The sequence below is a fragment of the Rhodococcoides kyotonense genome (assembly GCF_900188125.1).
GTDB lineage: Bacteria > Actinomycetota > Actinomycetes > Mycobacteriales > Mycobacteriaceae > Rhodococcoides > Rhodococcoides kyotonense.
In genome coordinates this window covers 193,300-218,328 of the sequence record NZ_FZOW01000012.1, presented here as the reverse complement: position 1 = coordinate 218,328, position 25,029 = coordinate 193,300, and the positions used below count along the sequence as shown (strand labels likewise).

20 protein-coding genes are annotated in these 25,029 nt (G+C 64.2%); 16 read left to right on the top strand and 4 right to left on the bottom strand.

Annotated features, from left to right (window positions below):
• Positions 1-129 precede the first annotated feature (129 nt).
• Positions 130-1,002: a TylF/MycF/NovP-related O-methyltransferase gene (locus CHB96_RS20245; protein WP_089249617.1), complete on the top strand. Its 873-nt coding sequence runs from the start codon at positions 130-132 to the stop codon at positions 1,000-1,002.
• 4 nt (positions 1,003-1,006) lie between these two features.
• Here CHB96_RS20245 and CHB96_RS20240 read toward each other — a convergent pair whose 3' ends face one another.
• Together CHB96_RS20240 and CHB96_RS20235 are read right to left on the bottom strand one after the other, a co-directional pair.
• Positions 1,007-2,485, bottom strand: a complete 1,479-nt coding sequence (locus CHB96_RS20240) for a glycosyltransferase family 39 protein (RefSeq protein WP_245865942.1) — start codon at positions 2,483-2,485, stop codon at positions 1,007-1,009.
• Between the two features lie 8 nt (positions 2,486-2,493).
• Entirely contained in the window at positions 2,494-4,374 is a 1,881-nt protein-coding gene (locus tag CHB96_RS20235) for a glycosyltransferase (RefSeq protein WP_089249545.1), read from the bottom strand.
• Between the two features lie 185 nt (positions 4,375-4,559).
• On the opposite strand from CHB96_RS20235, the gene CHB96_RS20230 reads away from it, so the two are divergent.
• The 5 genes from CHB96_RS20230 to CHB96_RS20210 are packed head-to-tail and all read left to right on the top strand — an operon-like array spanning position 4,560 to position 10,081.
• Positions 4,560-6,851 carry a DUF2339 domain-containing protein gene (locus tag CHB96_RS20230; RefSeq protein WP_176444386.1) on the top strand — a complete coding sequence of 764 codons (2,292 nt, stop codon included), beginning with the start codon at positions 4,560-4,562 and terminating at the stop codon, positions 6,849-6,851.
• Between the two features lie 14 nt (positions 6,852-6,865).
• Complete coding sequence (locus CHB96_RS20225; protein WP_176444399.1) at positions 6,866-7,885, top strand: glycosyltransferase; 1,020 nt, start codon at positions 6,866-6,868, stop codon at positions 7,883-7,885.
• Positions 7,882-8,811: an NAD-dependent epimerase/dehydratase family protein gene (locus CHB96_RS20220; RefSeq protein ID WP_089249543.1), complete on the top strand. Its 930-nt coding sequence runs from the start codon at positions 7,882-7,884 to the stop codon at positions 8,809-8,811. The genes CHB96_RS20225 and CHB96_RS20220 overlap by 4 nt, the downstream gene beginning before the upstream one ends.
• Before the next feature lie 17 nt (positions 8,812-8,828).
• Positions 8,829-9,251 (top strand): GtrA family protein, encoded by a 423-nt coding sequence (locus tag CHB96_RS20215; protein ID WP_089249611.1) that lies wholly within the window; start codon positions 8,829-8,831, stop codon positions 9,249-9,251.
• On the top strand, positions 9,248-10,081 hold the full coding sequence (locus CHB96_RS20210; protein ID WP_089249541.1) for a glycosyltransferase family 2 protein: 834 nt from the start codon (positions 9,248-9,250) through the stop codon (positions 10,079-10,081). Before CHB96_RS20215 ends, CHB96_RS20210 begins: the two co-directional genes overlap by 4 nt.
• Here CHB96_RS20210 and rfbB read toward each other — a convergent pair.
• Complete coding sequence (gene rfbB, locus CHB96_RS20205; protein WP_089249539.1) at positions 10,078-11,082, bottom strand: dTDP-glucose 4,6-dehydratase; 1,005 nt, start codon at positions 11,080-11,082, stop codon at positions 10,078-10,080. The genes CHB96_RS20210 and rfbB overlap by 4 nt on opposite strands.
• Before the next feature lie 78 nt (positions 11,083-11,160).
• Between rfbB and CHB96_RS20200 the strand changes: the two genes are divergently transcribed.
• The 5 genes from CHB96_RS20200 to CHB96_RS20180 are packed head-to-tail and all read left to right on the top strand — an operon-like array spanning position 11,161 to position 14,977.
• Entirely contained in the window at positions 11,161-11,928 is a 768-nt protein-coding gene (locus tag CHB96_RS20200) for a DUF8017 domain-containing protein (protein ID WP_245865940.1), read from the top strand.
• 1 nt (position 11,929) lies between these two features.
• Entirely contained in the window at positions 11,930-13,138 is a 1,209-nt protein-coding gene (locus CHB96_RS20195) for a hypothetical protein (RefSeq protein ID WP_089249537.1), read from the top strand.
• Positions 13,135-13,476, top strand: coding sequence for a hypothetical protein (locus CHB96_RS20190; RefSeq protein ID WP_089249535.1), 342 nt, complete (start codon positions 13,135-13,137; stop codon positions 13,474-13,476). Before CHB96_RS20195 ends, CHB96_RS20190 begins: the two co-directional genes overlap by 4 nt.
• Before the next feature lie 44 nt (positions 13,477-13,520).
• Positions 13,521-14,390: a glucose-1-phosphate thymidylyltransferase RfbA gene (gene rfbA / locus CHB96_RS20185; RefSeq protein ID WP_089249607.1), complete on the top strand. Its 870-nt coding sequence runs from the start codon at positions 13,521-13,523 to the stop codon at positions 14,388-14,390.
• Positions 14,390-14,977, top strand: coding sequence for a dTDP-4-dehydrorhamnose 3,5-epimerase family protein (locus tag CHB96_RS20180; RefSeq protein WP_089249533.1), 588 nt, complete (start codon positions 14,390-14,392; stop codon positions 14,975-14,977). Before rfbA ends, CHB96_RS20180 begins: the two co-directional genes overlap by 1 nt.
• A 78-nt stretch (positions 14,978-15,055) precedes the next feature.
• Here the strand turns inward: CHB96_RS20180 and CHB96_RS20175 are convergent, their stop codons facing one another.
• Positions 15,056-15,550 carry a GtrA family protein gene (locus CHB96_RS20175; RefSeq protein ID WP_089249531.1) on the bottom strand — a complete coding sequence of 165 codons (495 nt, stop codon included), beginning with the start codon at positions 15,548-15,550 and terminating at the stop codon, positions 15,056-15,058.
• Positions 15,551-15,590: 40 nt separating this feature from the next.
• Between CHB96_RS20175 and dprE1 the strand changes: the two genes are divergently transcribed.
• From dprE1 to CHB96_RS20150, 5 genes are read left to right on the top strand one after another with little or no spacing between them, the layout of a single operon-like run.
• On the top strand, positions 15,591-17,042 hold the full coding sequence (gene dprE1, locus CHB96_RS20170; RefSeq protein ID WP_089249529.1) for a decaprenylphosphoryl-beta-D-ribose oxidase: 1,452 nt from the start codon (positions 15,591-15,593) through the stop codon (positions 17,040-17,042).
• A complete protein-coding gene (gene dprE2, locus CHB96_RS20165; RefSeq protein WP_089249527.1) occupies positions 17,039-17,803 on the top strand; it encodes a decaprenylphospho-beta-D-erythro-pentofuranosid-2-ulose 2-reductase in 765 nt (254 codons plus the stop codon). The genes dprE1 and dprE2 overlap by 4 nt, the downstream gene beginning before the upstream one ends.
• Entirely contained in the window at positions 17,804-19,975 is a 2,172-nt protein-coding gene (locus CHB96_RS20160) for a galactan 5-O-arabinofuranosyltransferase (RefSeq protein WP_089249525.1), read from the top strand.
• Positions 19,976-20,010: 35 nt separating this feature from the next.
• Positions 20,011-21,786, top strand: a complete 1,776-nt coding sequence (locus CHB96_RS20155) for a glycosyl transferase (protein WP_089249523.1) — start codon at positions 20,011-20,013, stop codon at positions 21,784-21,786.
• A gap of 25 nt (positions 21,787-21,811) precedes the next feature.
• Positions 21,812-24,949, top strand: a complete 3,138-nt coding sequence (locus tag CHB96_RS20150; RefSeq protein WP_089249521.1) for an arabinosyltransferase domain-containing protein — start codon at positions 21,812-21,814, stop codon at positions 24,947-24,949.
• Positions 24,950-25,029: the final 80 nt, after the last annotated feature.

The following is a 25,029-nucleotide window of genomic DNA, read 5'->3' as shown; positions in this document are numbered from 1 at the left end:
AAATCATTCGCTGCCTCAAACGAGCCGTCGCCCGCGAAATGTTTCAGCTCCTGACCCGAAAAATCACTACTTGACAGTCATAGGAGCATCACGAGAGCCGGAGGCTCCTCCGTGGGCTACCGTGTGCCCATGACGGAACCTCGGAAGCTGACGGATCGCCTTCGACAGTCCGCGCGCGAGAAGGTCCAACGTGCGCTCGGTGAAGTTCTCGACAAGCAGACCGCGCAGTTGGCCGAGCAGACGAGCGATCAGCAGGCGAAGCTCCTCGACATTCTCGAACGTCAGCGCCGCGAGATCGACGACCTCCACGCCTTCATCCGAGGCCTCGAGATGCGCATGCGTCGGGACATCCCGTATGCCTCCGACGTCGAGGCCGCCGCACAGAGCGCCGAGTTCGCCGAGGAGATGATGCCGAAGGCGCCGACGTTCCTGCGTCCCCACGCGACGCTGCGGTTCGCACTCGGTGAGGTGTCCGTGCCGGGCATGGCCCTCGAGTTCGGCGTCGCAAGTGGCACGACGCTCGAGATCATCGCCGAGGAGTTGGCGTCGGACAAGGAGATCTCCATCGTCGCCGGGTTCGACGTGTTCTCCGGTCTTCCCGAAACCTGGCGTACGGGGTTCCCGAAGGGTCTGTTCGAGCAGGAAGGCGAGCCCGTCGTCGCCGGCGCCGAAATCGTGCCCGGCTTGTTCGAGGAGTCGCTGCCCGGATTCCTGAAGTCGCACACAGAGGACATCGCGTTCCTGCACCTCGATGCGGACCTCTACTCGTCGACCGTCACCGTGTTGGACCTCGTGGCCGATCGCCTGGCCGTCGGGACCGTCATCGTGTTCGACGAGTACTTCAACTTCCCCGGCTGGCGCAACCACGAGTACCGGGCGTGGACCGAGTTCGTCGGGCGAACGGGTACCGAATTCGACTACCTGGGCTACACCGCCGACAACGAGCAGGTGGTGGTCAGGATCCGTAAGGCGCCTTCGGCGCATGTGCACGAAAATACATAGAGGGCTATGGATTTTCGTGCACATGGCGGAGCCTCACTACCTGCGTCATCTCGAACGTCACCCGCTCGTCGACGTGAAATCCCGCCTGTCTCAACGTCCCGTAGTCCTCGGAGGACTCGAACCGATACGGCGGCAGGACCCACTGGTCGCCCGACGTCAGCTGCACGATCTCGGTCTCCGCACGCTCGCGGTCGGTGAAGTACCAGACGGTCTCGCACTGGTCCAAAGCTGTGTCGGCAACGGGCAATTCGTCGTCCCACAGCTGACCCGAACTCGCCGCGTCCTTCGCCAGTCCGATGCTCCGAGTTCCGGCGAACGCACTCGGATCCACGTCTTCCACGAGCCTCATCGACGACGGATTCCACGCCGCTCGGCCGAACAGCACGCAGTCCCCCACCCCCATATGTGACGACATGTAGCCGTTCACCAGCGAAAAATCCATGCGTAACGGTTTGGGGGTGGTCGTTCGTTGTTGCAGGTAGGCGGGGAGCGAGGCGAGGATCATTGCACCCAAGGCTGTATACGGCAGCCATCGGTGCACCGAAAGACGTCCTAGCGCAGCACCTCCGAGCAACGCGGCGGCAGGTGTGGTGAACGTGAAGTACCTGTCGAGGTAGAGGGGCGACTTCATGATCGAGTAGACGGCGATGATGATCGCCGGGACGAGGATCCAGGGCACTGCGACTGCCAGAACTCGTCGGTCCGGCCGCATGACGACGAGGATCAGAAGGAAGATCACGGCGAACCAGGGCGCTCCGAGGAAGTACTGGTATTCACCGAGGACTCTCGGGAAGTCTCGGTCCAGCGGTGGGATCCAGGACAGCAGAGCGACTTGTCCGACAACCACTTTCACGAAAGGCAGGGCGATCGCACCTGCAACCGCGGCGGATACAGCCCACGGCAGCACCACATCCCGACGTCGTACGAGCACGACCACCAGATGAACCACGACGAGCGTGGCGAGGTAGACGAACAGCACGATCGACGCTGCCAGCACGGCGCCGTAGACGATCCACCACCACCACCGCGTCCCCGCGATCAGCAGAACCACCGTCAACCACACCGCCAGTGCAGCGGTCAGCGCGTAGCTACGCGCTTCGGTGGCAGCCCATGTGGCCCTGGGCAATACAGCGAACACGATTCCGGCGAACACTCCGACGCGCGCCGTCGCCAGTAGGTTGCCGAGAACCACCACGCCGGCCGCGGCCACCCCGATCGCAAGCGCGCTCGGCAAACGCGTCGACAGTTCGGAGAACCCGAACACACTGCCCCACAGGTGCATTGCCGCGTAGTAGACGCCATGCGCTGCATCGGTGTTCCGGAGCAGATCCACCAGATCCGCCCACGACCGCCTGCTGGCATACACCGTCGCGACCTCGTCGTACCAGAACGACGGGCGCCAGATCCCCCACGCGCCGAGACAGAACGCGAACAGCCCCAGTGCTACAGCGGATCTCGTCGCAGTGGCACCGGGGCTGGACACCTACATCGTCACCCCTCCGACGAATACAACCGCGCCCAGTTGTCGCGGCTGGTCAAGTCCGACATGGATACTCGGTACGCCTCCGAGACGTTGTCGGTCTCGGTACGAAGCCGCCGCAGCGCAGCGATGCCGCGCTTGCCCAGCTCGATCGCAGCGGCCTTGTCGCGCTTGCGAACCCGCACACCTTCCTGCGAACGATCGGTGACGACAGCGTGCGAGAACAGCGACACGTGCCACCAGTGCGCGTCGTCGGCGGAAATCGCGACCGGGCCCGACTGCACTGTCCCGCGCCACTGATTCAGCACCCGCTTGGCCAGTACGGCCCACTCGAGGCTCTTCTTCGGATGCGGACCGGCAGGGGTGATGAACATGTCGGCCGGACGCACACCGGGCACGGCATTGGCGTCGTAACGCTTGGTCTCGTCGTACGCGGCGCGGTCGCGTCGAATAGCCGCTGCCGCATCCATTCCGCCGTCGACCAGTTTGCTCGGTCCGACGAGGAAGTCCTCGACCGCCTTGATCAGCGTGAACGCCATGCCGTACTGCATCGACACGAGGTAGCGGAACAGGTCGGTGCCGAGCTGGCGCGCGAGCTGCCTGCCGTCGAGACCGCCGTGGAGAGCCGCGGTGATCATGCCGTTACGCAGGTTGAAATAGCGGTGCCACTCGTCCCAGTCCTTCCACGCGAAATCCGCGTGCCAGACCGCCGCGCCGGGAAGCGTCACCGTCGCGAATCCGTTTGCGCGAGCACGATATCCGTACTCGATGTCGTCCCACTGGAAGAACAGCGGCAGCGGGTAGCCGATCTGCGAGACGATCTCCGACGGGATCAGGCACGACCACCAGCCGTTGTATCCGGCGTCGACACGCACTTCCTGCTTCTTCTTCAGTGCGCTCTTGTCCGATACCGCGTTCTTCACATGCAGCCCGGCTTCGAGCTTCTGCAGGTTCGCGACCTCGGCACCGACATGCACTCGATCGGGATGCAGCAGGTACAGCATCTGCGCACCGACGATCGCAGGCTCGACAGTTTTGTTGGCGAACGAGTTCATCCGCACGATCGCCTCGGGCTCGCACAGCACGTCGTCGTCCATGAACACGACGTTCGCTGGATCGCCGCCCTTGCCCTGCACCTCGTACAGGCCGCGGGTGAACCCGCCTGCGCCGCCGAGGTTGGGCTGGGTGATGTAGACGAGCTTGTCGCCGAGCTCGGCCTGGACGCGCTGGAACAGCGGACGCGTCTGCACCTGATCGGTGCCCTGATCGACGACGTAGACGGTGTCGACGCCGTGGAGCGCGATGGGGTCGTCGGCCATGGCGGCGACGGTGTTGGCGCAGTCGTCGGCGCGGTTGAACGTGCAGATGACGACGGACGTCGGACGCAGCTTCTCGGGCGCGTCGACGGTCCACTCGGCATCCTCGACCGTCAGCTCACCGGCAGAGGTGGTGAAGCGGACGAACAGCGCGCCGCCGTCGAGGAACTGATTGACCTTGGCCGTCAGGACGAGCCGACTCGGCTGCCCGTCGGTGTCGACGGTCGTGCTCGCGACCGTGCGCTTCTTGCCCTTGTAATCGGTGGCGACGACGTCGATACGGCCCGAACCGGTGACGGTCGCGGCGAAACGCGCCTCGGTCACCTCGGTCCATCGCTGCCAGTAGCTGGCCGGGAAGCGCCCGAAATAGCTGTTGGTGTCGACGATGCTGCGCTTGGCGAGCTTCGCGACGTAGCGCGAGCGCTCGGCGTTGCCCTTGGCCACTGTCGCGTACATATCCGCACTGACCAGCGGGGACGGCCCGTCGAACAGCGTCCTTTGCGCCGTGAGCCCGACTGCGCGTGCTGCGGACCCACTTCGTGGTGCATCGAGACGATTGAGAGCAGTGCCGTCCATACCTAGAAGAACTCCATCTTCGTCGAATTTCGTGCGGGGCCGTCCCACCTGGCAGCACGGCCAGTGACCATGGTCGCACAGACCTGTACGCGGGAGTTTCGATGCGCGCTTCGGCCCGGCGTTTCGGACCTACGCGACCTCGGGCGATAGAGTCGTGAAGCCCTTGATCACATACGGAGCGAACAGTGACCACCAGCACGACTCACCACGACCGAGATCCTGGGCTCGGAAACAGAACCGAACGCCTTGCTTGGGGTGCGGCGATCGCGGCCGTCGTCGTCGTGGGATATCTGCTGATTCTGGCCGTCGACCCGCGGTTCTTCTACATCGACGACACCGAATCCGGCGCCGTTCCCAACTGGCTGCAGCTCGGTCGCATCATGCGCGACGGTCACTTCCCGTCGCTCGTTCTCGATCAATGGATGGCAGGCAATTACCCCGTCGAAGGCCAGGGCGGGTTGTGGAATCCGGTTCAGATGGCGATCAACTACATCTCGCCGTCGATCGACGACCTCGTCGTGCTGGCTACCATCGTCAAGCTCGGTTTCTCCATCGTGCTGGCGTGGGGCGTCTATCGCGTCGGCCTCGCCTACGGGTCGCGTCCGGCATGGGCGGCCGTCGCGGGTGCGAGCGCGCCGTTCGTCGGCTTCACGTTGTTCTTCGAGAACACCTCGTGGATCACGGCACTGATGGGCACGGCCTGGATCATGCAGGCGTGGGCCAGCTCGGTGTCGTACGCACGCGGGCGCTCGGGCCCGATCCTGCCGTTCGTCTTCCTCTACCTCGCGATCAGCGTCGGCTACGTGCACGCCGCGGTGATGGCCGGCGTCATGATCGGCTCGTTGGCGATCGGCGAATGGGTCTTCCAGAAACGCTGGCAGCCGGCCGCGCGGGTGGCGTCCGTCGGGATCGCCGCTGCGGCGTGCGGCGCGATCACGTTCCTCCCCGGTGTGCTGACGTCGTCGGTGACGTGGCGCAGCGGCGTCGAAGGCGCGTTCAACGACAACTTCCTGACGGCACCCTGGTCGGAAACCCTCACCGCGAGCATCCCGACGTCGGTCACCAGCATCGAGTCCTGGACCGGTGAGACGACGGCATCCCCGGTCACCTACATCGCGTGGTTCCTCGTTCCCGCCCTCGCGTTCGTGGCGTGGCAACGCGTTCCCGCCGCTCTGCGTGAGTTCACCGCGCCGCTGATCCTGCTCGCGTTCGTGCTGATCTTCACCGCCGGACCCAGCGACATCGGCCCGATCCGATGGCCGGCGCGGATCCTCCCGTTCGTCGGAATCCTCGCGTTGATCCTGGCCACGACGGTTCTCAGTCGCTACGGGACGCTCAGGCAGTTGCGGCCGCGACTGCTGGCGGCGTCGTTGCTGATTGTCGTTCTGGTGCTGCGCGCCGGTTCGTCGGGTCCGGAGTTGTTCGGACGGCACGTCCTCGCGGGAATTCTCGTCGCCGCGTTCGGTGCGTCGGCTCTGTTTCTTGCCCGACGCTTCGGCCCGCGTTTTTCCGCAGCGCTGCTCTTGGTGACCATTGCACCCGTCGCGATGTATCAGGTGGCGTCGTACGACCCGCCCTTCGACAAATGGTGGCTGCCCGCCTCGCAGTCCGAGGCCCGATCGGAGTTCCCGGACTGGGAAGGGTCGACGCTTCAGCTCGGCGACCGCACGTTGACCGAAACCAGCGCCACGGAACCCGATGACCCTCGCCTTCCGTGGCACTCGCAGGTCTACGGCAACTCGGCGAAGGTCCTGGGCCTCGACTATGTCAACGCCTACACACCCGTCGGATACCTCGACTTCGCCAACCTGCTGTGCTTCGAGCACGAGGGGTCCACCTGCCCCGACGCCTACCGGCGCCTCTTCCAGGTCGACGCGTACACCGGGAAGACGTACGCCGATCTGATGCGCCTCGATCGCGTCGTGCTGCAGAAGAACCAGTACCCGATGATCGCCGACCAGCCGGCTCCGCCCGGATGGGAATGGGTCACGCCTCCGACCGCCGAAGCCGCGCGTCAGACGTACGCACTCGAACGCATCGCAGGACCTCTGCCCGACGACCAGGGCCGCATCTCGGCAACCGTCGGCGCCACCGCGACGTCGATATCGTCCGGGCCCGACTCCGAAGAGGTGCGCGTCAGTTCCCCGAACGGTGGCAGCGTCGTGTTCGCACGCCTGGCCTGGCCCGGATACACCGCCACGCTGAACGGCGAGCCGCTGCAGACCAAGGGCATCGGCGACATCTTCCTGTACGTCGACCTGCCGCCCGGAACGTCGGACGCCGACCTGCAGATCGATTTCCGCCCGCCCGGTCAGCGCATCGGGTTCGCCGGCATCGCCGGAGGTCTCGTGATCCTCGGCGGTCTGGTGATTCTCGACGTGCGACGACGACGTGCAGACGGTCGTCGGACACCGATTCTCGAGGAAATCGACGAACCAACGCCGTCGAAGCCCAGTACACAGAGCACGAGCAGATAGGCTCATATCCCGTGATGCCCCCGTCCGAGCCGCACCGCATATCCATCGTCGTGCCGGTATACCAAGGCGAACGGACGCTGCGCGCTCTCGTCGACGAAATCCTTCCGCTGACGCACCCCAGTTCGACGCCGGGTGGACGGCCGATGGTCGTCGAGGAAGTTCTGCTTGTCTTCGACCATGGTCCCGACGGTTCCGCCGAGGTCATTCGCGAACTCGTCGAAAGGCACGACGTCGTCCGCGGCGTCTGGTTGAGCCGGAACTTCGGTCAGCATCCCGCGACGCTGGCCGGAATGGCGTCGAGCGGTGGCGAGTGGATCGTCACGATGGACGAGGACGGCCAGCACGATCCCGCTGCCATCGGCGGCCTGCTCGACACGGCGCTCGATCACCAGTCCTCGCTCGTGTACGCGAAGCCGACGAACGTTGCGCCCCATGGCTTGTGGCGTAATGCGGCGTCACGTGGATCGAAATGGGTCATCGCCAAGGCCTTGGCCGCCGACAACACCGTCGACTACCAGAGCTTCCGACTCGTGCTCGGTGAGGTCGGCCGCTCCGTCGCCGCCTACGCCGGGTCCGAGGCGTATCTGGACGTCGCGCTCGGCTGGATCGCAGGCAAGGTCACGACGAGTCCCGTCGCGCTGCGCGAGGAGGTCGACCGCCGTTCCGGCTATCGCCTCCGCACGTTGCTGTCGCACTTCTGGCGCATGGTTCTGTCCAGCGGCACCAAGGGACTTCGTTTGGTCAGTTTCATCGGCATCGCATTCGCGCTGCTCGGTATCGTGCTCGTCGTCTACGTGTTGGCGTCGTACGTGCTGTTCGACGCCGACACCGTCGTACGCGGATGGGCCTCGACGATGGTGATCCTGCTGTTCGGCTTCGGTGCGACACTGTTCTCGCTCGGGATCGTCGCCGAGTACATCGGTGTCAACGTCAAGACCGCCATGGGCAAGCCCCCGTACCTCATCGTCGCCGATCCCGCCGACGGTCCACTCGGCCGTACCGAACGCGCCGTCGAGCCCGATTCGACGGCGTGACAACGACATACACGTGGGTCGTCGGTTCCGGTGGCCTGCTGGGATCGTCCGTCTCGCGGGAACTTCGACGACGCGGTCACGTCGTACGGACGTCGGCGGTGCCGTGGGCGAATCACGATTCTGCGAAAGAGGCGCTGCAGCAGCAGAGTTCGGTGTTCTTCTCCTCGTTCGATTCGCAGCCGTGGAACATCGTGTGGGCCGCGGGGGCAGGAGTCAACGGCACGACGGTGGCCGAGTTCGACGCCGAGAACGACCTGATCCGCACGTTGACGCAGTCGATCGGCGGGAGGTCCCGCCAAGGGACGTTGTTCCTCGCGTCGTCTGCAGGCGGGGTGTACGCCGGAGCGCCCGGTGCACCGCATGACGAGGACAGCCCACCCGTTCCGTTGGGTGACTACGGGCGCGCGAAGCTCGAATCCGAGGAGATAGCACGAGAATTCGGGTCGGCCACAGATGTCAACGTCGTGATGGGACGTTTCGCCAACTTGTACGGGCCAGGCCAGAATCTCGCCAAACCACAAGGCCTGATCTCGCACCTGTGCCGCGGATACCTGATGGCCTCACCGGTGTCGATCTACGTTCCGATGGACACGCTGCGCGACTACCTGTTCGTGTCCGATGCAGCCGAAATGGTCGCGGACGCACTGGCTCTGTCGAAAGAACGACAAGCGCCGCCGACAACCAAGATCTTCGCGTCGGGTCACGCTGTCACCATCGGTTCCATTCTCGGCGCCTGCAGGACGGTGTTTCGACGACGCCCCAACGTGGTCCTCGCCGCGTCGCCGCTTGCTGCGTTCCAAGGCCGAGACCTCCGGCTCCGGTCGACGATCTGGCCCGAGATCGACCGACGGACCCACCGAACCCTGCCCGCCGGAATCGCATCGACACTCGAAGCGACGCGTCGAACACTCGGAGTTCGCCGGTGAGCGCGCCTCCCGCTGGAATGAGCGGCACCCCTGGGCCGCTCATGCGAATCATCAAGAACCAGGCTTTCGCGTTCCTACTCGTCGGCGGGATCAACACCGCGCTCGGTACAGCGTGGTTCATCGTGTGGCAGTTGCTGATCGGCGAGCAGTTCGGCTATCACGCTGCCATCGTTCTCGGATATCTGTGCAATGTGCTGTGCGCGTTCGCGATGTACCGGTATCTCGTGTTCCGAGTCCGCGGGCACCTTCTTCGTGACCTGTGGCGGTTCTTCGTCGTCAACTTCGGAGCGTTCCTCGCGAACATCTCACTGATGACCGTCGCGGTGTCGTTCCTCCATTTCCCGCCCATCCCTTCGCAATTGGTCGTCACGGCGATCATGGCCGTCGCAAGCTTCTTCGGTTACCGCGACTTCTCGTTCCGCAGAAAGACAACAACATGAGCCCACGCGTATCCGTCGTCGTACCGGCGTACAACAACGCCGAATACATCGCCGAAACCATCGAATCGATTCTGGCGCAGACGTTCACGGACTTCGAATTGATCATCGCCGACCACTCGTCGACCGACGAGACGATGGCCGTCGTCGAGAAGTACGACGACCCACGCATCCGAGTCCTGACGACCGAAGCAGGCGGCGGCGCGAAGCGCAACTGGGACCGAGTCACCGCCGAGGCAGGCGGTGAACTGATCAAACTCGTGTGCGGCGACGACACCATCTTCCCCACATCCCTTGCTGTGCAGGTGGCGGCGTTCGACGAGCATCCTTCGGCCGTGCTGGTGGCGTCGCAACGCACGCTGATCGACGCCAACGGCAAGACCGTCATCGCCGCCCGTGGGCTCGGCGGACTGTCCGGGCTCGTGTCGGGTCGCGTCGCCGCGCGGACCGCAGTTCGGGCGGGCGCCAACATCTTCGGCGAGCCCGGCTGCGTTCTGATGAAGCGCGAGGTGCTCGTGCAGAACAGGCTCTGGGACAACTCGCACCCGTATCTCATCGACCAGGCGACGTTCATCGGCGTCGCACTGCACGGCGACGTCGTCGCAACGCCGCAGCCGCTGGCGTCGTTCCGCATCAATGCCGGTCAGTGGAGCGTCGAACTCGCGACGCAGCAGGCGCGTCAGGCAGCCGATTTCCACCGCGCGTTGAGCGCTTCTCAGCCGGGCTTGTTGTCCCAGACCGATGTTCGGCTCGGCAACGCCAAAGCGCTGGCGACGTCGTTCATGCGACGCGCGGTCTACTTACTACTGCGCAATCGCATGTCGCGCACCTAGGACACGACGGATTCGGTACGCGCGTAAGTGTTTTCGGTCGCGTCCTTCTGCGGGCGCCACCACTGCTCGTTCTCGCGGTACCAGTCGACCGTGGCCTTCAGACCGCTGCGGAAGTTCACGTACTGTGGCGTCCAACCCAATTCGGTTCTTAGCTTGGTCGAGTCGATCGCGTAGCGGAGGTCGTGGCCGGGGCGATCGGTGACGAAATCGAACGCGTCGGCGGCTTGTCCGGTCTCTTCGAGGATGGTCTCGAGGACTTCACGGTTGTTCTTCTCGCCGTCGGCGCCTATGAGGTAGGTCTCGCCGAGAACACCCTTGTCGATGATGGTCCAGACGGCGCTGTTGTGGTCGTCGACGTGGATCCAGTCGCGGACGTTCTTGCCCTCGCCGTAGAGCTTGGGGCGACGTCCGGACAGGATGTTGGTGATCTGCCGCGGAATGAACTTCTCCACGTGCTGATACGGGCCGTAGTTGTTGGAGCAGTTCGAAATCGTCGCTCTCACACCGAAAGAGCGTGCCCACGCCCGGACCAACAGGTCGCTCGACGCCTTGGTCGAGGAGTACGGACTCGACGGGTTGTACGGTGTCGACTCGGTGAAGCGGGCCGGATCATCCAGTTCCAGGTCGCCGTACACCTCGTCGGTGGAGATGTGGTGATACCGGACGTCGTGCTCGCGGACGGCCTGCAGAAGCGTCGTCGTACCGATGACGTTGGTGTGGACGAAGGGCCACGGATTCGCGAGGCTGTTGTCGTTGTGCGACTCGGCGGCGAAGTGGACGACGAGATCGGTGTTCTTCACCAGGTTCTCGACGAGATCCTTGTCGGCGATGTCGCCCTCGACGAACTCGATCTTGTCGTCGATGGACTGCAGCGAAGCCCGGTTTCCGGCATACGTCAGGGCGTCGAGCACCGTTATCTCGGCATCGGGCCGCTCGGCGACGGTTTGATGGACGAAATTCGCACCGATGAACCCGGCGCCCCCGGTCACGAGCAGTTTCATGGGGACGACCCTACCGGTCCAGGCGAGTTTGTCAGCGCTGCGTGTTAGCGTTCCGGCGCGACTTCGGGGGGAGTGTCGATGGGACTGCGTAAACGGCTACTACTACTGGCCGGAACCTTGGCCGTGTTCAACCTGGTGCTGTGGGGGTTGCCCCAACTCGCACCCGAGGTGCCCGGGAGGTACGAGGGGGTGGCGGGCCCGACGTCGCAGCGGCCCACGGATTCGGCCGTCCGAACGACAGCCCCTCCCCTGCCGTCGGGATTTCCGTCGATGGAACGGCCACCCCAGATCACCGTTGGCGACGGCGAGCCACAACCGATTACGACCAAGTACGGATTGACATACAACATTCCTGCAGGGTGGGACAACTGGTCCGACGGGGTAGCGGGGTGGGACTTCGACGACGGGTCTTCGGTTGTGTTCGGGTCTCTGGGCTTCTATGCACGCACCGAGTGTTCGGACGGCGAATACACCGAGCTTGCCATGACGGGCATGACGGGACGACGAATGACCGACCTCGTCGAAACTGCCCGCATCGAAGTCGAGCGCGCTGACCTGATCTTCTCCGGCAGCGATGAGCCGAAGAAGGCGACTGTGACCATCACCGGTCCACACACCTTCTCGATCGGCGATCGGCCTGCGGTCCGCTATCGAGCGACCGCCACCGACATTCCAGAGGCCGCCGAGAAATGCCGTTCCAGCAGTGCGACGTTCGATGTGATCACCACCCCCGGATACGCATCAGCAGAGACAGTGGTGTTCGTCGTCCACGCTGCCCGAGGTGTCGAGGACGCGCTCACCGACTCGGACATCGACCAATTGATCTCGACGATTCGGAGAAGCTGACATGTCCGAAGGATTCCTCGCTCGCTCCGAACAAATCGCTGGGCTCGGGTTACTTGCAGAACAGATCAGCATCGACACCATGGCCAGTCATCGGTACATCTCGGACCACGCTGGACTGAGCAGCAACATCCCAGGCCAAATCTTGCAACGCCTGGCACCCTTCATTGCCCACTACCAGGAATACACACGCACGCGACAAGTGCACTTGTCGACCAACTGCGGTTACATCGGTAGTGAGTTGCGAAAGGCAGCGTGGCTCTATGACGACCAGGAGAAGAAGAACTACGACGCACTCAATGCGCACACCGAATTGATTCCCGTGCCGATACCCCGAGCGGGTACTTCCGAGACGCCCGCGGTCGGGAACGTTCAGGTTTACGGCAGTGCAGCCGACTACGGCTCACCCTCCGGAATCGACTATCCACCACCCAATCCCGCTGTCGACGACACCCGCGAGACGATCGACGAGGCAGCCGGCTGGCTCGGTGAAGTCGACCGAACAATCTTCGAACTGACCGGCTGGAGCCCATTGAACGAAGCCACACTCCCGATCAGCGGCAACTGGAACGAGATCCGTCGCCTCGGAGAGGCTTTCGACATCGCCGGACGCGCGATGGAAGCTGCAGCCGAATCGCTCGAGAACGGTGTTCTGCGCGTCGACGAATACTGGGACGGACGTGCAGCACAAGCATTCTCGGACTACTCGAAACGACAGATAGCTGCGATGTACTGGGAAGGCCCGTGCGGTCGAACTATCCATGCACTCGCGGAAGCCATCACCGAGCAGATCAGGAACGGGGTACGAACCGTCGTCCGAAAGCTCGTCGAGATGCTCGAAGCCGAGGTCGACCTGGGGTCCGGGCGTTCCGCGATGAAAGTGGCCTTGAAGAAGATCCCCATCGTCGGGACCGCGTGGCAAATCGAATCCATCATCGAGATCTTGTGGAAGACAATGGACCTCACGATGGATCTGGTACGGAAGATCGAAGACGTCGTCGATCGATTCGCTCAGTTCCTCGACGCGATCACCGATCCCGAAGGCCAGATCAACCAGTCCATCGAACGACACCTCGAACCGTTCAACGACGCACTGGACAGAGGCAAGGTCGCCGTCGACACTGCAAAGACAGCCGACATCACGCCGGTGATCTTCACGCCCGACGAGCGATTCTCCGTTGGCGAAGGAACGCAACCCTGGCAGGACGCATGATCGACGACCCAGCGGCCAGAAAGGTCCTCGATGCGGTCGGCCGGCTCGAGGAAGCATGCCGTCGTGCAGACGCCAGCCCAGTCGCCCCGATCCGAAAACGAACTGTGGTCACTGAAGCAGTGTTGGAACGGCTGGCGCGGTCGCCGTGGGCCTCCCCCGAACTGCATGCATTCGCGTCGACCGTTGCTGCGGGTGGCAGCACGTGGGATCGCATCGAAGTCGACGCTCGACCGATACCGCCGGAAGTTTCCGAACTCAGGGCCGATCCGTCGGCGGGCTGGCCCCCGAATTGGCCAATCGAAGCCGACGACCAGCCGTATCGCATCCCGTGGCAGTGATAGCGGGCGAGCAGCGTCGGCCTTGATCTGGGAGGATGCACGTCATGCGGGGAATCATTCTGGCCGGTGGTACCGGTTCGCGTCTTCATCCGATCACGATGGGGATCAGTAAGCAGTTGGTGCCTGTCTACGACAAGCCGATGATCTACTACCCGCTCTCGACGCTGATCCTGGCGAACATCCGCGACATCCTGATCATCACGACCCCGCAGGATTCGGATCAGTTCCAGCGCCTGCTCGGCGATGGTTCCCAGTTCGGCATCAACCTGACCTACCAAGTTCAGCGCGTTCCGAACGGCCTCGCTCAAGCATTCGTGCTCGGCGCCGATCACATCGGATCCGACAGTGCCGCGCTCGTTCTGGGCGACAACATCTTCTACGGCCCCGGCCTGGGATCGCAGCTGGGCCGCTTCGATCACCTCGACGGCGGCGCGGTGTTCGCCTACGAGGTCAAGGACCCCACGGCGTACGGCGTCATCGAATTCGACGACGCGGGCAAGGCGATCTCGTTGGAGGAGAAGCCGAAGGTCCCGAAGTCGAACTTCTCGGTCCCGGGGCTGTACTTCTACGACAACGACGTCATCACCATCGCCCGGGACCTGCAGCCCTCCGAGCGGGGCGAGTACGAGATCACCGACGTCAACCGGCATTACCTCGAGGCCGGCAAGCTCGCCGTCGAAGTCCTGCCCCGCGGCACCGCCTGGCTCGATACCGGCACCTTCGATTCGTTGCTCGATGCCTCGAACTTCGTCCGTACCATCGAAGAACGCCAAGGCATGAAGATCGGGGCGCCCGAGGAAGTGTCGTGGCGTCGCGGGTTCATCACCGACGACCAGCTGCGTGAGCGAGCCGAGAAGCTCGTCAAGTCCGGATACGGGCAGTACCTGCTCGAACTGCTCGACCGAGGGAAGTAATGAGTTTTCGTGAGTTGAAGATCGCCGGCGCCTACGAGTTCACCCCGCGCCAATTCGGCGACGACCGTGGTGTGTTCTTCGAATGGTTCAAATCGACGGCGTTCGAAGAAGCGATCGGGCGTCCGCTCGAGTTGCAGCAGGCGAACTGCTCTGTCTCCGCTGCCGGTGTACTGCGCGGAATCCACTTCACCGACAACCCGCCCGGGCAGGCGAAGTACGTCACGTGCGTCAAGGGCGCGTTTCTGGATGTGATCGTGGATCTGCGGGTCGGGTCGCCGACGTTCGGGCAGTGGGACAGTGTGCTGATCGACGACGTCGACCGGCGGGCGGTGTATCTGCCCGAGGGTCTCGGGCACGCGATCTTGTCGCTCGAGGACGGTTCGACGGTGATGTATCTGTGCTCGATCGAGTACACCCCGTCCCTGGATCGGGACTTGAACCCGCTCGATGCGGACCTCGCGATCGCCTGGCCCACCCACGCCCGCGACGGCTCCCCGCTCGACTACCAACTCTCCGACAAGGACAAGGCCGCACCCTCGCTCGCCGAATCCCTCGAGGCCGGGTACCTCCCCAAGTTCGAGGGCTGACCGCGCACCTTCCAGCACACGCGCATGTTGCACTGCAACCTGCGCAACCGCTGCAACCTGCGCGGCCGGAACGGATACCTAGCGGATCTTGAAGATCACCGCACGTTGGACGACGAAGTTGATGACTGTCGCGGTGCCCTGTGCGACGACGAACGCGATGTTGGAGTACCAGAAACCGTCGGGAAAGACCTGGTAGAGCCACGTGTAGATGCCGACCTGCACGGCGAAGGTCGCCGCATAGAGTGCAACCACTGCGAAGAACCGTGAGCGGGAAGGCGCAGCGTTGAACGTCCAGCGCCTGTTGATGAGGTAGGCCGTCGTCGTGCCGAGGACGAACCCGATGGCCTTGGCGAGCGTCACACCGACACCGAAGACGAAGTGAAGCAGCAGGTTGACGCCCTGGTCCACGATCGCCGACAGCACACCCGTCGCCAGGAACCGCACGACCTGCGTCTTCAAGTCGAGAGACTCGTCGGCGATGTTCTCGGTCAGTGGCAACTCGACGGGCAGGGGAACGTGATGCTGCAGCTCTTCGTCGTCTGCTGACCAGTCGTCTTGGGTGGGCACGATCATCGAGACTAGCTGTCCTAGCTACCGGGTACCCTCTACATCGATGTCCACGACAGCCGACGACGCACTCTTCCCCCTGGAACCACAGGCCGGGGACACTGCGCCGCTACCCACGCAGACCCGCACACTCACCGGATGGGGACGCACTGCGCCCTCGACGGGTGAGGTGCTCTCCACCTCTGACCCAGAGCTCATCGCGAAGGCCGTCAAGCAGGTCGCAGAGCAGAACGACACCAAGCCGTCCCACCTCCGCCGAGGCGTCATCGCGCGCGGGCTGGGTCGGTCGTACGGCGACAACGCGCAGAACTCCGGCGGTCTCGTCGTCGACATGACGGCGCTGAACGGCATTCACAGCATCGATGCGACAACGCGAATCGTCGACGTCGACGGCGGTGTCAGTCTCGATGCGCTGATGCGTGCGGCTCTCCCGTTCGGCCTGTGGGTTCCGGTGCTGCCAGGTACGCGTCAGGTCACCATCGGTGGCGCGATCGGCACGGACATCCACGGTAAGAACCATCACAGCGCAGGTAGCTTCGGCAATCATGTGCGGTCGATGGAACTGCTGACCGCCGACGGCGAAGTGCGTCACCTCACCCCGAACGGCCGCACCGCAAAGCTGTTCTGGGCAACCATCGGCGGCAACGGGCTGACGGGCATCATCCTGCGCGCGACCATCGAGATGACACCGACGGAAACTGCGTACTTCATCGCCGACGGTGATGTCACCCAGACTCTCGACGAGACCATCGCGCTGCACAGCGACGGCAGCGAGAACAACTACGACTACTCGAGCGCCTGGTTCGACGCCGTGGCACCGCCGCCGAAGCTCGGTCGCGCCGCTGTTTCACGTGGATCATTGGCCCGTCTGGACCAGCTGCCCGAGAAGCTGCAGAAAGATCCGCTGCGCTTCAACGCCAAGCCACTCGTCACGTTCCCGGATGTCTTCCCGAACGGTCTCGCGAACAAGTACACGTTCTCGGCCGTCGGCGAGGTCTGGTATCGCAAGGCCGGCAACTACCGCAACAAGGTGCAGAACCTGACCGCGTTCTATCACCCACTCGACATGTTCGGCGAGTGGAACCGTGCGTACGGATCCAAGGGATTCCTGCAGTACCAGTTCGTGGTGCCGCCGGAGGCAGTCGACGAGTTCAAGAAGATCATCGTCGACATCCAGCGTTCCGGCCACTACTCCTTCCTGAACGTGTTCAAGCTGTTCGGCCCGGGAAACAAAGCGCCACTGAGCTTTCCGATTCCAGGCTGGAACATCTGCGTCGACTTCCCGATCAAGGCCGGTCTCAACGAGTTCGTTCAGGAACTCGACAAGCGCGTGCTCGAATTCGGCGGACGCCTCTACACGGCGAAGGATTCGCGCACGACCGCGGAGACCTTCCATGCGATGTACCCGCGGATCGACGAGTGGATCAAGGTCCGCCGATCCGTAGACCCCACAGGCGTTTTCGCCTCCGATATGGCCAGAAGATTGGAATTGCTGTGACGATCGACGCTGTGGGAAACCCGCAGACCATTCTTGTTCTCGGCGGTACGAGCGAGATCGGTCTCGCCATCACCGAGGAGTACCTGTCGAAGTCACCGGCACGCGTCGTCCTCGCTGCGTTGCCGAACGATCCCCTGCGTGACGCTTCGGTCGCGCAGCTGAAAGCCAAGGGCGCCAAGGCAGTCGACGTCATCGACTTCGACGCACTCGACACCGCGTCGCACCCCAAGGTCATCGAGGAAGCCTGGTCGAAGGGCGACGTCGACGTCGCGATCGTCGCATTCGCCGTCGACTTCGACGCCGAAGAACTGTGGCAGGACCAGCGCAAGGCAGTGCTGACGGCCAACATCAACTACACCGCCTCCGTCTCGGTCGGTGTGCTGCTCGGCGAGAAGATGAAGGCACAGGCGTCGGGCCGGATCATCGTGATGTCCTCGGTGGCAGGCGAGCGAGTTCGTCGGTCCAACTTCGTCTACGGCTCCACCAAGGCCGGCCTCGACGGCTTCTACCTCGGCTTGGGAGAAGCATTGCGTCCGTTCGGACCTCGCGTCACCGTCATCCGCCCCGGCATGGTGCGCACCAAGTTCAGTGCCCACGTCAAGGAAGCGCCGCTCACCGTCGACAAGGAAGACATCGCCGCCCTGGCCGTCGCCGCGTCGCAGAAGGGCAAGGACCTGGTCTGGGCACCCGGCCCGTTCCGCTTCGTGATGATGATCCTGCGGCACGTCCCGCGGCCCATCTTCCGCAAGCTCCCCATCTAGATGAAACGAGCGCTCGGGACCGCCGTCGACGGCGTACTGGCCGCTCTCGTCGCGACGATCGTTGCGTCGGTCGGGTTGTACGCCTTCTCGCTCGTCGACTGGCCGGCGTTCAACTCGTCCAACGTCACTCGGGCACTCACGACGCTCGGCCAGGTCGTGTGTGCCGTCGCACTCGCTGCAGCCATCGTGTTGTATCGACGCGGCAGCCGCGAGTGGCTCGCACGTCTCCTCGCGTGGGCAGGCTTGTCCGGCTTCGTGACGGTGACCCTCGGAATGCCTTTGGCGGCAACCAAACTGTATCTGTTCGGCATCAGCGTCGACCAGGAGTTTCGCACCGAATACCTGACGCGACTGACGGATTCGGCCGCGCTGCGGGACATGACGTATCCGGACATTCCGCCGTTCTACCCGGCCGGATGGTTCTGGATCGGCGGACGCGTCGGAAACCTGCTCGGCATGGACGGCTGGGAAGTGTTCAAGCCGTTCGCAATCGGATTCCTCGCTGTCACAGCCGTTGTCGCGTTCACTCTGTGGCGTCAACTGATCCGCGCCGACTGGGCCGTCGCCGTCAGCGCCGTCACGACTGCGCTCGTCATCGCCTACGCGTCGCCCGAGGCGTACAGCGCCGTCATCGCGCTGCTCATCGCGCCGGCGTTGCTGCTCGCCTGGGGTGCGCTGAATCGGCCCGTCGGCGCCGGCTTGAATGGCGCACCGACGCTATCTGATCGTATGAATGGACCATCCAAGCGATCCGGGGGCGACGCCGACGAACCCGACCAACCCGACGCCGGCTTGAATGGCGCACCGAAGCTATCTGATCGTATGAATGGACCATCCAAGCGATCCGGGGGTGCGCCCGTTGCTGACCAACCCGACGCCGACGCGGGCTTGAATGGCGCACCGACGCTATCTGATCGTATGAATGGACCATTCAAGCGGTCTGGGGGCACGGGCGAACCCAAGCGATCCGGGAGTACGGACGAATCCCAGCGATCCTGGGGCTGGGGCGCCGTCGTCGGGACCGGGTTGTTCCTCGGGCTCGCGGCGACTTTCTACACGCTCTACCTGGGCGCGGCGGCGTTCGCGGTCACCCTGATGGCCGTGGTCTCTGTATTCCTCGGGATCAGAGCGCACAAGACGTGGCGCGCAGCGATTCCTGTCGCAATCAGGCTCGTAGTCATCGCCGTCATCTCCGGCCTGGTGGCGCTGACTGTATGGCTGCCCTATCTCATCGCTGCGCTGAAAGGCACTCCGGCTACCTCCGGAACGGCGCTGCACTATCTCCCCGAATCCGGTGCGACACTGCCGTTCCCGATGTTCGAGTTCTCACTCCTCGGCGCTCTCACGATGATCGGAACACTGTGGCTCGCGGTCCGGACCGCAACGTCGCGGCGTGCGCAGGCACTGACCATCGGCGTCGTCGCCGTATATCTGTGGACGTTGCTGTCGATGGCGGCCGCGGTCGCCGGCACGACCCTGCTGTCGTTCCGACTCGAAGCAGTGCTCATCGTATTGCTCGGCGCTGCAGGCGTTTTCGGCTTCCTCGAAGGATCGAAGGCTGTCTACCAGGCCATCAACGAGCCCGCGCGGTTCAAGGTTGCAGCCGTCGTGGTCGCGGTCGTCGGAGCACTTGCCTTCGCGCAGAACATTCCTCACGTGCTGGAGTCGGAGATCACCGTCGCCTACTCGGACACCGACGGCGACGGCGTTCGCGCCGACATGCGGCCGCCCAGCGCCGTGTCGTACTACGGCGACGTCGACAAGACCATCGGAGAGCAACTCGGAAAGCCGCGCGACGAGACGATCGTGCTGACGGCGGACACGTCGTTCCTCAGTTACTACCCGTACTTCGGGTTCCAGGGCTTGACGTCGCACTACGCGAATCCGCTGGCTCAGTTCGACAAGCGTGCGACAGCGATCGACGACTGGTCGAAGCTCGAAACACCCGACGAATTGCTGCAGGCCCTCGACGAGAGCCCGTGGGAAGCACCCGACGCTTTCCTGTTCCGCCGCGGCGCCGACGGCTACACGCTGCGCCTCGCCGAGGACGTCTATCCGAACGATCCCAACGTACGTCGATACACCGTCACGTTCGACGAGTCGCTGTTCGAGGATCCACGCTTCACGGTCACCGATATCGGCCCGTTTGCGCTGGTCACACACGTTTCATAGGCAAAGCACATAACGTTCACGTAACGTTCCCTCCGATGACATTCACCGACCAGACCGTTCTCGAGCAACCGGGGACAGCGCAGGCATCGAAACTCGGAGCACTGCCGCGGCTCCACCGTGGGGACGTTGCCGCGGCCGTGGCATTCACCGTCGGCGCGCTGTTCGTCATGCAAGGGCAGTGGCGAAACCTCGGCAATGGCTACATGTACAACAGTGGCCAGGACCAGGCGATGTGGGAGTGGTTCTTCGCCGTCGCAGCGCATGCCGTCGCGCATCTCGACAATCCCATGTCGAGCGACCTGCAGAACTATCCGCTCGGCGTGAATCTGATGGCCAACACGGCCATGTTCGGGCTCTCGATTCCGCTCGCACCCGTCACGCTGCTGTTCGGCCCGACGGTCACGTGGGCGATCGCGCTCACCGCAGGCCTCGGAGGCACTGCGTACGCGTGGTACTGGCTGTTCTCGAGGCGCGTCGGCGCGTCGAAGGGCGCATCCGCGATCGGCGGCGCGCTGTGTGGATTCGCGCCGGGCATGGTGTCGCACGCCAACGGCCACCCGAACTTCGTCGTACTGTTCCTGCTGCCGGTCATCGCGTCGACGGTCATCGGTATCGCGCAGAACGGTCCGACGCGTCGCAACATCATCACGCTGGGCCTCGTCGTCGCGCTGCAGATCATGCTGGGCGAAGAACCGCTGCTGATCTTCGCGATCGCATTCGGGGTCTTCACGGTCGCCTACTACCTCGGGAAGCCACGAAGCATCCTGCCTGCGCTGAAGAACGCGTCGAAAGGCATTCCTGTTGCCGCGGTCCTGGCGCTCGTGCTCGTCGCCATCCCCCTGTACTGGCAGTTCATGGGGCCGCAGAGCTACTCGTTCCTCGAGCACGGAAACATGGGCAACGACGCGAAGGCCCTGTTCCAGTTCCCGTCCCAGTCCATCGGCGGCATGACGACGCCCGGTCAGAACGTGCGTATCAATGCCACCGAGGAGAACGCGTACTTCGGCTGGCCGCTGCTGGTGCTCGGGTTGATCGCGACCGCGTGGATGTGGCGTGAGGCGCGTGTGCGCGCCGCGGCGGTGACTGTCGTCGTCGTGAGCACGCTGTCGCTGGGTAGCGAGTTGTACATCGGCAAGAAGGACACCGGGATCGAGCTGCCGTGGTCGTGGCTGGCCAAGGTGCCCCTCGTCGAGTCGGTGCTCGAGACACGGTTCGCGCTGGCCGCGATACCTGCGCTCGCACTGCTGATCGTTCTCGCCACCGACAGGGCATTCAGCCGTGGGCTGCGTCCGGTGCCCGCGCTGTGGTCGGTCGCGCTGGCGCTCGCGTTGATCCCGCTGATCCCGACGCCGTTGCAGGCCGTCGACCGGTCTCCGACGCCTCAGTTCTTCGCGGGTGACGAATGGAAGGACTACGTGTCCGGGGGTTCCGTCGTCACCGTGCCGCTTCCCCGACCCGAGGACGCGCGACCCCTGCACTGGCAGATCGACGCCGACATGCAATTCCCGCTTGCCGCAGGCTATTTCGTCGGTCCGAGCGACGCTGCGGACAAGAAGGCGAAGTACGGTGCCGTCGACAGGCCCACCGCGCTTCTGCTCGGGTCCGTCCAGGATTCCGGCACGGTTCCGGACGTGACCGCCGACCAGAGAGCTCAGGCCGTCGAGGATCTCCGGTTCTGGAACGCCGACGTCGTCGTGCTTCCTCCCGGCAAGAACGCGACGGTGCTGCGCGCGACGGTCGATTCACTCCTCGGTACCGAGGGTGAGTTCCACGGCGGAGTGTGGGTCTGGGACGTGCGCAGCGTGAGCTGACAGTGTCGGCACCTACCATGATCGGGTGCGTTCGAAACCCGACTTGAAGACTGCCCGCATCGTCGCTGTTCTCTCCGGGTTGATCGGTGTGATCCTCGCGCTCGCCACCCCGCTGCTGCCGGTGAAGGAATCCGCGGCCACCATCTCGTGGCCGCAGGAGAACTTCGGCAGCATCGAGGCTCCGCTCGTCTCGTACACACCGCTGCGGCTCGAAGCGACGGTCCCGTGCACGAGCACACCAGGAACGCTCGTCTCGACGCTGCCGTCCGGCGCCCCCGACAGGACGAGCCGCGGCCTCGTCGTCGAGGTGAACGACGAGCAGACCCTGCGGGTGGTGCTGCGCGACGAGGTGCTCGCCGAAGCACCGGCGGCCGACGGGTGCGAGGTGACGATCGACTCCGACTCGTCGCGCACGGCGGTGACGGTGAACGGCGAGACCACCACCAGCGACGGCGACAGCAGACCACAGATGGTCGGCATCTTCACCGATCTGCAGCAGAACGTTCCTGGATTGAACGTCACCGCCGACATCGACTCACGCTTCTCGTCGAGCCCGACGCTGTTCAAGTTGCTCGCGATGATCGTCGGTGTCATCGCCGTCGTCATCTCGCTCGTCGCGCTACATCGCCTCGACGGGGTCGACGGCCGTCGCGCACGCGGTTTCCTTCCGTCCCGCTGGTGGAAACTGACCGGAGTCGACGCGATCGTCGTCGGGACTCTTCTTCTGTGGCACATCATCGGCGCCAACACCTCCGACGACGGTTATCTGCTCAACATGGCCCGCGTATCCGAGCACGCGGGGTACATGGCCAACTACTTCCGATGGTTCGGCGTTCCCGAAGCGCCGTTCGGCATGCCGTACTACGACATGCTCGCCGCCTTCGCGAAGGTGTCGACGGCCAGCGTCTGGATGCGTCTGCCTGCACTCATCGCCGGGATTCTGTGCTGGATGGTCATCAGTCGCGAGGTCATTCCGCGGCTCGGCCAGGCAGTGTTCCGCAGCCGCGTCGCGCTGTGGACAGCGGGCCTCGTGTTCCTGGCGTTCTGGCTGCCTTATGACAACGGCCTGCGTCCGGAGCCGGTCATCGCACTCGGCGCGCTGTTGACGTGGTGTTCCATCGAACGTGCCATCGCGACCGGTCGACTGCTGCCCGCGGCTGTCGCCTTGTTGATCGCCGCGTTCTCACTCGCTGCCGGACCGACCGGCCTCATCTGTATCGCTGCGCTCCTGGCCGGGGCACGGCCGCTCGTGCAGATTCTGATTCGACGGGCGAAACTCGTCGGCTTCTCGGGCCTGGTCGCGCCGCTGTTGGCGTCGGGCACCGCAGTTCTCATCGCGATCTTCGCCGACCAGACAGTGTCGACGGTGCTCGAGGCGACGCGTGTGCGCTCGGCCGTCGGCCCGAACGTCGCGTGGTTCGACGAGCGGGTGCGCTGGGATGCGCTGATGACCATCTCGCCCGACGGTTCGCTCGCCCGACGGTTCGGTGTCTTCGTCATGCTGCTGTGCGTCGGCGTCGCGATTCTCGTCATGCTCCGCAAGAACGGACGCATCCCCGGCACCGCGATCGGGCCGTCGCGTCGCATTCTCGGGATCGTGATCGGGTCGATCGCGCTGATGATGTTCACCCCGACCAAATGGACTCACCACTTCGGCGTCTACGCGGGACTCGCCGGATCCGTTGCCGCCCTTGCCGCGGTCGCGGTCACTGCCGCGACCATCAAGTCGCCGCGCAACCGAACGCTGTTCACCGCCGCTGTCCTGTTCCTGACCGCACTGGCTTTCACCAGCTCCAACGGGTGGTGGTACGTCTCGAGTTACGGCATCCCGTGGTTCGACAAGCCGCCGCAGCTCCTCGGCAAGGGCTTCTCGACGCTGTTCCTCGGGCTCACCGTCCTCACTCTCATCTACGCTGCGTACCAACACATTCGGATGCCGTACGCGAAGCCGCCGACAACGAAGCGTCGTAGATTCTCGCCGTCCGCGCTGACCGTCGTCGCCGGTGGTGTCGTGCTGTTCGAGGTGCTGTCCTTGCTCAAGGGGGCCGTCGCGCAGTACCCGGCGTACTCGATCGCGCGATCCAACATCGATTCGCTGACCGGCAATTCATGCGGTCTCGCGAACGATGTACTCGTCGAAACGAATCCGAATGCATCAGTGCTACAGCCACTTTCGAACAGCAGCGATCCCCTGGCCGCTGGCGGCAACACAGGGTTCACACCCAACGGCGTCGCATCCGACCTGACCGCAGACGCCGAGGAATCGACCCAGGGCGGCGCCAATTCCGTTGCGCCGACCGACGGCAGCACCACCGTCTCGACCAACAACTCCGGCACATCCGGCGGCACCGAGGACAACGCAGGCATCAACGGAAGCACCGTGTCGCTGCCGTTCGGACTCGATCCGGCGTCGACCCCTGTCCTCGGTAGTTTCGGGGCCTCGGAACCCGCGTCGCTGACGACGGACTGGTACGGCCTCCCGGGCGACGGCGACCTCGTCACCATCGCCGCCGCAGGACGCATCAGATCGGTCGACTCCGACGGCATCGTCACCTCCGGCACGAGCGTCGAGGTCGAATACGGCGTGCGCGACGGTTCGGACGTGCGAGCGCTTGGCCGCGTCGTACCGTCGGACATCGGTCCTGCGCCGTCGTGGCGCAACCTGCGGGTGCCGCTGTCGGACCTGCCCGCCGAGGCCGACGCGATCCGCATCGTCGTCGACGACTCCGACACCGCCAGCAACCAGTGGGCCGCGATCACTCCCCCACGTGTCCCGCAGACGCAGTCGCTCAACGACGTCGTCGGCTCGGACGCACCCGTCCTGCTCGACTGGGCCGTCGGACTCGCATTCCCGTGCCAGCGGCCGTTCGATCACCGCTACGGCGTCGCCGAGGTTCCCGAATACCGCATCCTCCCCGATCGCACCGGCGCCGAAGCCACCAACGCGTGGCAGGACTGGATCGGCGGCGGACCGCTCGGCTGGACCGAACAGCTGCTCGGGGCACAGACACTGCCGTCGTATCTGAAGGACGACTACGACCGCGACTGGGGCTCGATCGAGAGATACTCCCCACTCGATTCGGCCGCCACACCTGCGACGGTGACGGTGACCGACGCGACGCGATCCGGCTTGTTCAGCCCAGGACCGATCAAAAACAACTGATCACCCGGTTTCGACGTCTGGTCCAGGCCGCCGGTCTGGACCAGGCGTGTGTGCCCTTCTTGTCACGCTCGCATAACATC